Source organism: Bradyrhizobium sp. CIR18 (assembly GCF_014198295.1).
In the GTDB taxonomy this organism is placed as follows: domain Bacteria; phylum Pseudomonadota; class Alphaproteobacteria; order Rhizobiales; family Xanthobacteraceae; genus Bradyrhizobium.
This window is the reverse complement of sequence record NZ_JACIHF010000008.1, coordinates 157,746-170,398: the sequence shown is the minus strand read 5'-3', so window position 1 is coordinate 170,398 and position 12,653 is coordinate 157,746. Positions and strand designations below refer to the sequence as shown.

Sequence of the window (12,653 nt, the reverse complement as noted above, 5' to 3'; positions counted from 1 at the left end):
GGGTTTCGCCGCTCCGGAATCTGGTCTAAGACCCACCCGCGCGCGAGGGAGACCACCGCGCGCGCGCATGATCCGCCAAAGTGTAGGCGGTTTGGCGTCAAGATCATGCGCCTCTTATAAGAGGTAGAAGCGCGATCGGACGCAAAACCGGTGGCCACTTTTGCTGATCGCGCTTCGGCCAAAGGGACGCGCAGGAGCGCGCCCTTTTTTTGTGCCCAAATTCCAGTCCGGCGAGAGTTGATGCCCAAACGTACAGACATCACCACCATCCTGATCATCGGCGCCGGTCCCATCGTGATCGGCCAGGCCTGCGAGTTCGACTATTCGGGCACCCAGGCGGTGAAGACGCTGAAGGAAGAGGGCTATCGCATCGTCCTCGTCAATTCCAACCCGGCCACCATCATGACCGACCCGGAATTGGCCGATGCGACCTATATCGAGCCGATCACGCCCGAGATCGTCGCCAAGATCATCGAGAAGGAACGTCACGTCATCCCCGGCGGCTTCGCGCTGCTGCCGACCATGGGCGGACAGACCGCGCTGAACTGCGCGCTGTCGCTGCGCCGCCAGGGCACGCTCGACAAGTTCGACGTCGAAATGATCGGCGCGACCGCGGATGCGATCGACAAGGCGGAAGACCGCCAGCTGTTCCGCGAGGCCATGACCAAGATCGGGCTCGAGACGCCGAAGTCGCGGCTCGCCAACGCTTCGGCGCTGAAGAAATCGTTCCGCGACAAATATCAGGCCGAGCGCGAAAAACTCTCCGGCGCCGCGCTCGAAGAGCATGAGCGGCAGTGGACGCTGGGCGAGAGCGAGCGCCGCAAGCGCTACCAGGAATACGCCTTCGGCCAGGCCATGATGGCGCTGTCCGAGATCGGCCTGCCCGCGATCATCCGCCCCTCCTTCACCATGGGCGGCACCGGCGGCGGGATTGCCTACAACAAGGAAGAGTTCCTCGACATCATCGAGCGCGGCCTGGATGCGTCTCCGACCAACGAAGTGCTGATCGAAGAATCCGTGCTCGGTTGGAAAGAGTACGAGATGGAGGTGGTGCGCGACAAGAAGGACAATTGCATCATCGTCTGCTCGATCGAGAACCTCGATCCGATGGGCGTGCACACCGGCGATTCCATCACGGTGGCGCCGGCGCTGACGCTGACCGACAAGGAATACCAGATCATGCGCGACGCCTCGCTGGCGGTGCTGCGCGAGATCGGCGTCGAGACCGGCGGCTCCAACGTGCAGTTCGGCGTCAATCCCGAGGACGGCCGCATGGTCGTCATCGAGATGAACCCGCGCGTGTCGCGTTCGTCCGCTCTGGCTTCGAAGGCCACCGGCTTCCCGATCGCGAAGGTCGCGGCCAAGCTCGCGGTCGGCTACACGCTCGACGAGATCGCCAACGACATCACCGGCGGCGCCACGCCGGCCTCGTTCGAGCCGACCATCGACTACGTCGTCACCAAGGTGCCGCGTTTCGCCTTCGAGAAATTCCCCGGCGCCTCCACCACGCTGACGACGTCGATGAAGTCGGTCGGCGAAGTCATGGCGATCGGCCGCACCTTCCAGGAAAGCCTGCAGAAGGCGCTGCGCGGGCTCGAGACCGGACTGACCGGTCTCGACGAGATCGAGATCGAAGGGCTCGGCCGCGACGACGACAAGAACGCGATCCGCGCCGCGCTCGGCACGCCGACGCCGAACCGGCTGCTCCAGGTCGCCCAGGCGATGCGGCTCGGCTGGTCGAACGAGGAAATTTTCAACTCCTGCAAGATCGATCCGTGGTTCCTCAGCGAGATGCGCGGCATCGTCGACATGGAGGAGAAGGTCCGCAAGAACGGCCTGCCGGGCAATGCCTTCGGCATGCGCACGCTCAAGGCCATGGGCTTCTCCGATGCGCGGCTCGCGGTGCTCGCCGAGACGACGGAAGCCGAGGTCACCGCGAAGCGCCACGCGCTCGGCGTTCGTCCGGTGTACAAGCGCATCGACACCTGCGCGGCCGAATTCGCCTCGCCGACCGCCTATATGTATTCGACCTATGAGGCGCTGTTCGCGGGCGCACCGGCGGACGAGAGCACGCCGTCCGACAAGAAGAAGGTCATCATTCTCGGCGGCGGACCGAACCGCATCGGCCAGGGCATCGAATTCGACTATTGCTGCTGTCATGCCTGCTTCGCGCTGCATGATGCCGGCTATGAATCCATCATGGTCAACTGCAACCCGGAAACCGTGTCGACCGATTACGACACCGCCGACCGGCTGTATTTCGAGCCGCTCACTGCCGAGGACGTGCTGGAGATCATCGCCAAGGAGCGCACGAACGGCACGCTGCACGGCGTGATCGTGCAGTTCGGCGGCCAGACGCCGCTGAAGCTCGCGCGCGCGCTGGAAGCCGCCGAAGTGCCGATCCTCGGCACCTCGCCTGACGCCATCGACCTTGCCGAAGACCGCGACCGCTTCAAGCGCGTGCTCGACAAGCTCCGTCTCAAGCAGCCGAAGAACGGCATCGCCTATTCGGTCGAGCAGGCAAGGCTCGTCTCTGCCGATCTCGGCCTGCCGCTGGTGGTGCGCCCGTCCTACGTGCTCGGCGGCCGTGCGATGCAGATCATCCGCGAGGAGAACCAGCTCAACGATTATCTGCTCGGCACGTTGCCGGAGCTGGTGCCGGCCGACGTCAAGGCGCGCTATCCGAACGACAAGACCGGGCAGATCAACACCGTGCTCGGCAAGAACCCGCTGCTGTTCGATCGTTATCTCTCGGACGCAACCGAGATCGACGTCGACTGCCTCTGCGACGGCAAGGACACCTTCATCGTCGGCATCATGGAGCACATCGAGGAAGCCGGCATCCATTCCGGCGACAGCGCCTGCTCCCTGCCGGCGCATTCGCTCGAGCCTGAGATGATCGAGGAGCTGGAGCGGCAGACCCGCGAGCTCGCGCTCGGCCTCGACGTCGTCGGCCTGATGAACGTGCAATACGCCGTCAAGGACGGCGAGATCTACGTGCTCGAGGTCAATCCGCGTGCCTCGCGCACCGTGCCGTTCGTCGCCAAGGTGGTCGGCACGCCGGTCGCGAAGATCGCCGCGCGCATCATGGCCGGCGAGAAGCTTGCCGATTTCAAGCTGAAGAAGGCAAAGCTCAAGCACGTCGGCGTCAAGGAATCGGTATTCCCGTTCGCGCGCTTCCCCGGCGTCGACACGGTGCTCGGCCCCGAGATGCGCTCGACCGGCGAGGTCATGGGCATCGACCGCAATTTCGAGGTCGCCTTCGCCAAGAGCCAACTCGGCGGCGGCACGCGAGTACCGCGCAAGGGCACGGTGTTCGTCTCGGTGCGCGAGAGCGACAAGACGCGCATCGCCGATGCGGTCCGCGAACTGCATTCGCTCGGCTTCAAGGTGCTGGCGACCTCGGGCACCCAGCGCTTCCTGACCGATCAGGGCATCCCGACCGAGAAGGTGAACAAGGTGCTGGAGGGTCGGCCGCACATCGTCGACGCCATCACCAATGGCGACGTCCAGCTCGTCTTCAATACCACCGAAGGCCCGCAGGCGCTCGCCGACAGCCGTTCGCTGCGGCGCGCGGCCCTCTTGCATAAAGTGCCGTATTACACCACTCTTTCCGGGGCCGTGGCGGCCGCGCAGGGCATCCGCGCCTATCTCGGCGGGGACCTTGAGGTTCGTACCCTGCAGAGCTACTTTTCGGAAACCTGATCGCGAGCGGGAGGCCGAGCCTTAAGGGTTAGGCCTCCGCTAAGTGATTGGCAATGAAGCCACAATGGCCGGAGGAACTGTCCGGCCATGGTGGTTGTTCTGTTCCGGCGCCAGCCCACATAACGTTCCGGTGGCCGCGTGTTCAGCGCCGGGAATACCGACGAATCAAGGTTTCCGCGCCCGCTGTTGGGGGGCGCGTAACCGAAGAACGAGAGAAGAGATGGAAAAGGTTCCGATGACAGCGAGCGGCTTTGCCGCGCTCGGGGAAGAATTGAAGAAGCGCCAGTCCGAGGACCGTCCGCGCATCATCGAGCACATCGCGGAGGCCCGCTCGCACGGAGACCTGTCGGAGAACGCGGAATATCATGCCGCGAAGGAAGAGCAGTCCCACAATGAAGGCCGCATCGCAGAGCTCGAGGACAAGCTCGCGCGCGCCGACATCATCGACATCTCGAAACTGTCCGGCGACACCATCAAGTTCGGCGCCACCGTGACCTTGGTCGACGAGGACACCGAGAAGAAGACGGTGTGGCAGATCGTCGGCGAGGTCGAGGCCGACGCCAAGAAGGGCCGCATCTCCATCACCTCGCCGCTCGCCCGCGCGCTGATCGGCAAGAAGAAGGGTTCGACCGTCGAGGTCAACGCACCCGGCGGCGCCAAGGCGTATGAAATTACCAAGGTGGAATGGCGGTAAGGATTTGCCGCTGCACCGAGACGTTTCAAAAGGCCGCGCGATGCGCGGCCTTTTTGTTTTGGGGTGTCTTCATTTCAGCGCATCGCTTGCGTGAGTGGAGAAACGCACTCTCTCCGCCCGTCATTGCGAGCGCAGCGAAGCAATCCAGGCTGCCGCCGCGGAAAGACTCTGGATTGCTTCGTCGCAAGAGCTCCTCCTAACAATGACGATGTTGATGCAGCGAACCTAATTCCTCCCGTCACCCTGAGGTGCTCGCCTCTTCGGCGAGCCTCGAAGGGCGACGGCCCAACTGTTGCCGCGCGCTGCTGCATCTTGGCCGCGCATCCTTCGAGGCTCCCCATCGGGCGCGCTGCGCCCGATGCCTCGCGCCTCAGGATGACGGGATTGGCAGGACTCTAGAGCGGCTACCTCCGCCCCTTGACGTCCAGCGGCACGGCCGCCTCATACTTCGAATTATGCAGCACCAATGACGTTCGCACGTTCCGCACGTGGGGCGCGGCGGTCAGATGGGTGACGAAATCCTGGAAGGTCGCCATGTCGGGGGCGACGCATTTGAGGATGAAATCGACCTCGCCCGACAACATCCAGCATTCCCGCACCAGGGGCTCGGCGCGGACGAACTCCTCGAAGGCGCGCAAATCCGCCTCGGCCTGGCTGGACAGGTGCACAGCGGCGAAGACCGTGACGTCGAAGCCGAGCTTGCGGGCATCGAGCAGGCCACGATAGCCGTGGATGTAGCCCTCCTCCTCCAGCGCCCGGACGCGGCGCAGGCAGGGCGGCGGCGAGATGCCGACCCGCTTGGCCAGCTCAACATTCGTGATTCGACCGTCGGCCTGAATCTCGGACAGAATTTTCAGGTCGATGTCGTCTAGGTTCCGCGACACTTGATTGGAACTCCTGGCCTTTGCGGCTTGATTGGTGGGTTTGCCGCAATCCTCATAGCCCAGTCCGCACGACTAGCGCAATTTTATTGCGCGTGCACCGCAATCGACTTTTGTTCCTTGTTGGAAAAATCCGCCGAGAGGGAATGCAATTCTTGCATAGCTCACCAGAACGCTTAGATTAGCTCTGATATTTCAGCGCCTCCGCGACGCCTCCCGGCATGTTCCGCGCCCGCGCTGCAAATCCCCCGTGAAAGGCGTCCATCGAAATGTCCGCTCCTGTTCATGCAAAGGTCGTCATTATCGGCTCCGGCCCCGCCGGTTACACGGCGGCGATCTACGCCGCGCGCGCGATGCTCGAGCCGATCCTGATCCAAGGCATCCAGCCGGGCGGCCAGCTCACCATCACCACCGACGTCGAGAACTATCCCGGCTTCGCCGATGTGATCCAGGGCCCCTGGCTGATGGAGCAGATGGAGAAGCAGGCGGTCCATGTCGGCACCAAGATCGTCACGGACCTGGTCATCAAGCTGGACACTTCGCATCGGCCGTTCCGCCTCACCTGCGACTCGGGCGATGTCTATCTCGCTGACTCTGTGATCCTCGCCACCGGCGCGCAGGCGCGCTGGCTCGGGTTGCCGTCCGAAGTAAAGTTCCAGGGCGGCGGCGTATCGGCCTGCGCCACCTGCGACGGCTTCTTCTACCGCAACAAGGAGGTCGTGGTGGTCGGCGGCGGCAATACCGCGGTCGAGGAAGCCCTGTACCTCACCAACCATGCCTCGCAGGTCACCATCGTGCATCGCCGCGACCATTTCCGCGCCGAGCGCATCCTGCAGGAGCGCCTGTTCAAGCACCCGAAGATCAAGGTGATCTGGGACAGCGCCGTTGACGAGATCTGCGGCACCGAGAACCCCAACAAGGTCACCCATGTCCGCCTCAAGAACGTCAAGACCGGCGCGCTGACGGACGTGAAGACCGACGGCATCTTCATCGCCATCGGCCACGCACCGGCGACCGAGCTCGTCAAAGACCAGATCAAGCTCAAACCGTCGGGCTATGTCGAGGTCGCCCCGAACTCGACCGCGACATCGGTGCCCGGCCTGTTCGCCGCCGGCGACGTCGCCGACGAGACCTATCGCCAGGCCGTCACGGCCGCCGGCCTCGGCTGCATGGCAGCTCTCGAAGCCGAACGTTTCTTGGCCCTGCGCGCCAGCGAGCGCGCGGCAGCGGAATAAAGATCATGCCCCGAACACGCGACGGATTTACGGATATGGACTGGGACAAGCTGAAGGTGTTTCACGCAGCGGCGGAAGCTGGCAGCTTCACGCATGCGGGCGAGCAGCTGGGCCTGTCGCAATCGGCGGTGTCGCGCCAGGTCTCGGCGCTGGAGCAGGAGCTTTCAGTCTCGCTGTTCCACCGCCATGCCCGCGGCCTGATCCTCACCGAGCAGGGCGATTTGCTGTTCCGCACCGCGCATGACGTGTTCATGCAGCTTCAGGCGGCGCGCGCCAAGCTGACCGACAGCCGCGAGCGGCCGAGCGGCGACCTCAAGATCACCACCACGCCCGGCGTCGGCATCAACTGGCTGATCCCGCGGCTCGGCGAGTTCACCGCGCTCTATCCGGAAATCCGGATCTCCCTGATCGTCACCGACGAGGAGCTCGACCTGTCGATGCGCGAGGCCGACGTCGCGATCCGCACCCGCAAGCCGACGCAGCCGGATCTCATCCAGCGCAAGCTGTTCGCGATGGGCTTCCACGCCTATTGCTCGCCGGAATATATCAAGCGCTTCGGCACGCCGCGCACGCTGGAGGAGCTCGACTCCCACCGCATCATCACGCTCTCGGACGGCAACTTCGCGCCGCATCTGCAGAACCGCAACTGGCTGGTCGAAGCGGGCCGCAACGGCTCGGGTCCGCGCGAAGCCTATTTCAGGGTCAACAACATCCTCGGTCTCGTGCGCGCCTGTCAGCAGGGCCTCGGCATCGCGGCGCTGCCCGATTACCTCGTCGAGGAACAGAGCAAACTCGTGCAGCTGTTCGGCGAGTCGGATTCGATCCAGCTCGATACGTATTTTGTCTATCCCGAAGAGTTGAAGACGGTCGCGCGCGTGCAGGTGTTCCGCGACTTCGTGGTGAGCAAGGCGCAGCGCTGGCCGTCCTGATTTCCGCATGACTGACATGCGGCCTCGGCTGTTGCTGCATGGCGCTCGTCAAGCTCATACTGTTTGCACGCTGAGCCTTCGCGTTGCGCATTTGTCCCCCTCCTCCAGTGGCGCGGGAGTTCAGTAATCCCTCTTGGAAGGTGATTGTGTCGGCCTCACGTGGCCAATACCTTAAGCCGGGCTCGTTCGAGCCCGGCTTTTTTTCGGTCAAATCGGCCTTCGCCCTCCGCGTGTATTGACAGTTCCAGGCATACCCCGCATCATTTGGAGATGATCACGAAGTCGTGCGCAATCTCGTCGAAGGCGATCGCCTCGAAAAAAGGCCCCCATCCGGGGACCTCGGAGTTTTGCGCGCGCTAGACCGGCTTCGTCATCGCTGCAATCCCGAAAACCCCGCCGCCTGGACGGGGTTTTTTCATGTGCCCTCCGTCTCAGGTTTCCCGAGAAGGAGATGGAAACATGACCGGACTTGAAGATCATTTGCACGGGCTGTGGCTGCCGCTGGTGACGCCGTTTCAGGGCGGCGCGCTCGACGAGCGATCGCTGCGGCGGCTGACGCGACATTACAGCGCGCAAGGCATCGACGGATTCATCCTGGGGGCGACCTCGGGTGAAGGCATGACGTTGCGCGAGGCCGAGCTCGAACGTCTCGTCGCCATCGTGCGCGACGAGATGGCGGCGAGCCGGCGCACCCTGCCGATCTGCCTCGGGCTGTCGGGCGCGGACACCTCGCGGCTGAAGGACCGTCTCGACGAGACCGCGGACTGGCCGATCGACGGTTATCTGATCGCAAGCCCTTATTATGTGCGGCCCTCGCAGCGCGGCCTCTTGGCGCATTTCGAGACGCTCGCCGATCACGCGGCATGGCCGATTGCGCTCTACAACATTCCCTATCGCACCTCGGTGAACATCACCAACCAGACCATGCTGCGGCTCGCCGAGCATCCCAACATCATCGGCTTGAAGGATTGCGGCGCGAGCCGCGAGCAATCGATCGCGCTCTTGCGCGACCGGCCGAAGGAGTTTCGCGTGCTCACCGGCGAGGACGCGAACTTTTTCGAGGCGCTCAGCGACGGCGCCGACGGCGGCATCGTGCTGTCCGCCCATGTCGAGACCGCGACGTTTGCGGCGATCTATGCCGAGCACAAGCGCGGCAACCATGACGCGGCGCAGGCGCGCTGGCACGAGGTGGCCGATCTGACGCGGCTGCTGTTCACCGAGCCGAGCCCGGCGCCGGCGAAGTACTGGCTGTGGCGATGCGGCCTGATCGACAGCCCCGAAGTGCGCCTGCCGATGGTGGAAGTGAGTAGCGAGCTCGCCGCCGCGATCGATCGCGAGATCGAGCGACGGACGAAGGTGGCGGCGTAGTTTCTCGTTCACCCTCCCCTGGAGGGGGAGGGTTGATCGCGCGAAGCGCGAGCGGGGTGGGGTGATCTCTCCACTCGGGCACTGTTGGATGTCGTGAGACCGTCACCCCACCCCGTCTCACATGATCGCTGCGCTCAATGTGAGCCGACCCACGGGCGAGCTTCGCTCGTCCCGGACCCCTCCAGGGGAGGGTAAGAGCCGCCACTTGGTTAACCGCGCCCCAACGGCCTTCGCTGTTGCCGCATGGCGCATCCACGCCTCGTTTACCCATCCGTCCCTATCGTTGCTCTCCAGGAACTTCCAGAGGGGAATGACCATGGGACATCGCACCCGGCCTACGGCCGCGCAGCAATTCGCGCCGGCCGATCTTTTGCAGGGAATTCTCGTCGTATCGTCGTTCGGGTTCTGGGCCGTGATGCTCGGCCTGATGCCGGCGCTGCTGTTTCGCGCTGGCTCGCCTGAGGCGGCACGTCGCGCGGATGGTTAAGCGGCCGTCACAAATGCGCTCAAAATGCGCAGCGGTTTGCAAGCCGGAATCTTAAAACATCCCGCGTATCGTTCACGCCCATAAGCGAAGAAATCGCGGGGGCGTTTATGAATAGTCATAATGAGATGGCGTCGCATTTCGGCGCCGGACAGGAGAAGCTGTCCACCGAGCAGAGCTTTACCACCGAGGACATTCTCTGGGCCGCCGGCATCTGGTCGGTGATCCTGACGATGTCGCCGGTCATCGTGTTCTACATGCTGATGGTGGCGTAGCCTCCTTCAGCAGATCCCGAAAACGCAAAACGCGCGGACGTTCCCGCGCGTTTTTCGTCCGGGGAAATGAATAATGAAATTAAGCAGCCTGCTTGTGCATTGCGCCGGACGCCGACGCCGTGCCGCGAATGGCCTTAACTGAACGCTCGATCGCCGCCCACAGCCTTGCGATTTCCTGGGCCGCACGGCTCTCGGCCTGGTATTCCCGCGCGCCCTCGCCGTGGCTCAGCGCCATCAAGAGATCCGAACGGTTGGTGATCTGGCCGCCCCACACCGGAGCCCGGAATTTCGCCAGCGCTTCGCGGGCGATGGTGACGATCGGGCTTTCGGCTTCGTCGCGCTTGGCCGGCGCACCGTTGAGCACGACCGCATAGGGCTTGCGCGCCGCGCGGCACATCTGGATGGTTTCCTGCACCGCGTTGACGTCGAACACGCCGGGACGCGCCGGAATGACCACCATCGTCGCGTTCTTGATCGCGTCGTCGACGACGGCCGAGAGGTTCGGCGGCGTGTCGATCAACACCCATTCATAACCGTCGCGCTTGGCAGCGGAGACGATGCCGCTGACGGAGTTCACCGCCGCCTTGATCGGCGGCTCGTTGGTGCCACGCAGCTTGTGCCACAGCGTCAGCGAGCCCTGCGGGTCCGCGTCCACGAGCATGACCTGCTTGCTCGCCTTGATCTGCGCGGCGAGATGCGCGGCTAGGGTACTCTTGCCCGAGCCGCCTTTACGCGATGCAAAAACAATAACGTTCATACCTTCGGCCTCCAGATTGACCCTAGGCCGCGAAAATGAATCACCGCGCTGATTCGTGAAAGAAAAATTTATCGGGGGTTGCGTTACCGCCACGAAATAACAAGGCGTGTTGGCTTTTGAGTCACACTGCGTCGCACGACAAGAGACCAACTGCAGCGAAACGCCGCCCGCGCGAGCATCTGTGCGTTCTTTGAGCAGCCGAACGGGACCAAGCGGAATGCAACCTTCCCGCGCAAACCCTTACCCGACTCTTTTCCTTCGCACATTCGTAATTGCCGCAGGCATCAGCGCGGCCTGCGCGAACAAAAGGAGTCCGTTACATTACGAAGTTTCGGATAAGGAACGCGGGCTATCCCGCGCTCAGCCGTCGCTGGTCTTTTTCTTCTTGGGTTTGCCGCTCTTCTTCGCGGTTTTGGGCGCGATGCTGGTCGGCTTGCCGGCGCGGGCCTCACCCGGCTCGGGTCCGGGACGGAAGAACACCCGGCATTGCGGCGAGAGCTGCGCCTTCTTCTTGATCATGCAGGCCGTGATGGCGTCGACGTTCGGCACGAACTCGCCGCACAGCCGCATCGCATCCGGCGTGCAGGCCTGCTGCTCCTCCGGGGTGTAGGCGAAGCCGGTACCGGGCTGGATCAGAACGGCCAGGGCCATCCCGAGGGTTGCAGCAGCCAAGGATGTCTTGAAGCGAAACGCCGGCATCGATCCCCCCACATGTCGAGTCGGAGGGAATAGTGGGTGAACGGCGGTTCGTTGGCAACGAGGGCAGATGCGAAAGGTCGGACCTGTGCGGTCTCGGCAACAGGCCGGCGGCGGCCATCTCCACCGCTGTCGTCACCCGCGAAGGCGGGTGACCCAGTATTCCAGAGACGCCCGACGTTCCCCGAGAAGCCGCGGCGTACTGGATCCCCCGCTTTCGCGGGGGATGACAGGTGTGGCCGAGGAAAGGGTCTCGCCCTCAAACACAAAACTGCGAAAACAACCCCATGCACAGTAGCCAAGCCACGGTAATCGCAGCGCATTTCGTCTTAGGATTTGACGAAATCAGGTTTGACTTGTCGGGCAAAACAGGGGCATCATGTCCCATCCAAAAAGATGCGCGTGGGGTGATCGGCCTGTCTCCTGCGCTGGTCGAAAAGCGCACGAGAGGAAGCGATCTCATGGAAGCGAATGAAGCGGAGCTGCCGCTGTCCGGCGTCACGGTGGTCTCGCTCGAGCAGGCGATCGCGGCGCCGCTGGCGAGCCGGCACCTGGCGGACTGGGGCGCGCGGGTGATCAAGATCGAGCGGCCGGGCACCGGCGATTTCTGCCGGGACTACGACCACGTGATGAACGGCATGTCGAGCCAGTTCGTCTGGACCAATCGCTCCAAGGAAAGCCTTGCCATCGACATCAAGAGCGAGGACGGCCGCAAGGTGCTCGACGCCCTGCTGCCGCAGGCCGATGTGTTCATCCAGAATCTTGCGCCCGGCGCGGCCGAGCGGCTCGGCCTCGACGCCGCATCGCTTCTGCGCAGACATCCGCGCATCATCGCCTGCGACGTCTCAGGCTATGGCACTGGCGGCCCCTATAGCGACAAGAAGGCCTATGATCTCCTGGTCCAGTGCGAGGCCGGTGTTCTCGCCATCAACGGCACCGAGGCGGAGCCGGCCAAGGTCGGGCTGTCGGTGGTCGATATCGCCACCGGCATGTACATCCTCAACGGCGTGCTGATGGCGCTGTACCGTCGCGAGCGGACCGGCAAGGGCACCGCCTTCCAGGCCTCGCTGTTCGACTCCATCACCGACTGGATGAGCTATCCCGCCTTCTACACGCACAGCACGGGACGGCCGTTGCCGCGGACCGGCGCCAGGCATGCGACGATCGCGCCGTACGGGCCGTTCCGGGTCGGCGACGGCAACACGATCTTCTTCGGCATCCAGAACGATCGGGAATGGCGGTCGCTGTGCGGCATCGTCCTCGGCGATGCCGGCTTCGCCGACGACCTGCGCTTCCGCACCAATCCGCTGCGCATGCAGAACCGCGACGAGCTACAGGCGCATATCGAGCAGCGCTTTGCATCCATGACCAGCGAGGAGGTGCTGCGACTGCTGGATGAGGCCTCGATCGCCAACGCGCATCTGAACTCGGTCGAGGCTTTCCTGGCGCATGAGCAGCTGCGCGCGCGGTCCCGGGTGCAGAGCGTCGGCTCGCCATGCGGGCCGGTGATGAGCTTCCTGCCCGCGCTGACCATTCCAGGCGTCAAGCCGCGGATGGATCCGGTGCCGGATGTGGGGCAGCACAACCAGGCCATCCTCAACGAACTCGGGCTGTCGAAGGACATTTGAC

11 protein-coding genes are annotated in these 12,653 nt (G+C 63.7%); 8 read left to right on the top strand and 3 right to left on the bottom strand.

The window, feature by feature from the left end:
* Nucleotides 1-240 precede the first annotated feature (240 nt).
* Nucleotides 241-3,705, top strand: coding sequence for a carbamoyl-phosphate synthase large subunit (carB, locus tag GGD65_RS24515; protein ID WP_092260603.1), 3,465 nt, complete (start codon nt 241-243; stop codon nt 3,703-3,705).
* A 220-nt stretch (nt 3,706-3,925) separates the two neighbouring features.
* Complete coding sequence (greA, locus tag GGD65_RS24510; protein WP_018318257.1) at nt 3,926-4,399, top strand: transcription elongation factor GreA; 474 nt, start codon at nt 3,926-3,928, stop codon at nt 4,397-4,399.
* Nucleotides 4,400-4,803: 404 nt separating this feature from the next.
* Here the strand turns inward: greA and GGD65_RS24505 are convergent, their stop codons facing one another.
* Nucleotides 4,804-5,283: an Lrp/AsnC family transcriptional regulator gene (locus tag GGD65_RS24505; protein ID WP_026201989.1), complete on the bottom strand. Its 480-nt coding sequence runs from the start codon at nt 5,281-5,283 to the stop codon at nt 4,804-4,806.
* Between the two features lie 266 nt (nt 5,284-5,549).
* Between GGD65_RS24505 and trxB the strand changes: the two genes are divergently transcribed.
* From trxB to GGD65_RS24480, 5 genes are all read left to right on the top strand, one after another.
* Nucleotides 5,550-6,515 carry a thioredoxin-disulfide reductase gene (trxB, locus tag GGD65_RS24500; RefSeq protein ID WP_183236864.1) on the top strand — a complete coding sequence of 322 codons (966 nt, stop codon included), beginning with the start codon at nt 5,550-5,552 and terminating at the stop codon, nt 6,513-6,515.
* A gap of 5 nt (nt 6,516-6,520) precedes the next feature.
* Nucleotides 6,521-7,444, top strand: coding sequence for a LysR family transcriptional regulator (locus tag GGD65_RS24495; RefSeq protein ID WP_026201990.1), 924 nt, complete (start codon nt 6,521-6,523; stop codon nt 7,442-7,444).
* 459 nt (nt 7,445-7,903) lie between these two features.
* Nucleotides 7,904-8,812 (top strand): 4-hydroxy-tetrahydrodipicolinate synthase, encoded by a 909-nt coding sequence (locus GGD65_RS24490; RefSeq protein WP_183236863.1) that lies wholly within the window; start codon nt 7,904-7,906, stop codon nt 8,810-8,812.
* Between the two features lie 316 nt (nt 8,813-9,128).
* Nucleotides 9,129-9,299, top strand: a complete 171-nt coding sequence (locus GGD65_RS24485; RefSeq protein WP_183236862.1) for a hypothetical protein — start codon at nt 9,129-9,131, stop codon at nt 9,297-9,299.
* A gap of 107 nt (nt 9,300-9,406) precedes the next feature.
* Nucleotides 9,407-9,571 (top strand): hypothetical protein, encoded by a 165-nt coding sequence (locus GGD65_RS24480; protein ID WP_018318263.1) that lies wholly within the window; start codon nt 9,407-9,409, stop codon nt 9,569-9,571.
* Between the two features lie 79 nt (nt 9,572-9,650).
* Here GGD65_RS24480 and GGD65_RS24475 read toward each other — a convergent pair whose 3' ends face one another.
* Together GGD65_RS24475 and GGD65_RS24470 are read right to left on the bottom strand one after the other, a co-directional pair.
* The gene (locus GGD65_RS24475; RefSeq protein ID WP_025032179.1) at nt 9,651-10,328 is read right to left on the bottom strand and encodes a ParA family protein; all 678 of its coding nucleotides are present in this window, start codon (nt 10,326-10,328) and stop codon (nt 9,651-9,653) included.
* Nucleotides 10,329-10,688: 360 nt separating this feature from the next.
* On the bottom strand, nt 10,689-11,027 hold the full coding sequence (locus tag GGD65_RS24470; RefSeq protein WP_183236861.1) for a hypothetical protein: 339 nt from the start codon (nt 11,025-11,027) through the stop codon (nt 10,689-10,691).
* 458 nt (nt 11,028-11,485) lie between these two features.
* Between GGD65_RS24470 and GGD65_RS24465 the strand changes: the two genes are divergently transcribed.
* A complete protein-coding gene (locus GGD65_RS24465; RefSeq protein ID WP_183236860.1) occupies nt 11,486-12,652 on the top strand; it encodes a CaiB/BaiF CoA-transferase family protein in 1,167 nt (388 codons plus the stop codon).
* Nucleotide 12,653 lies beyond the last annotated feature (1 nt).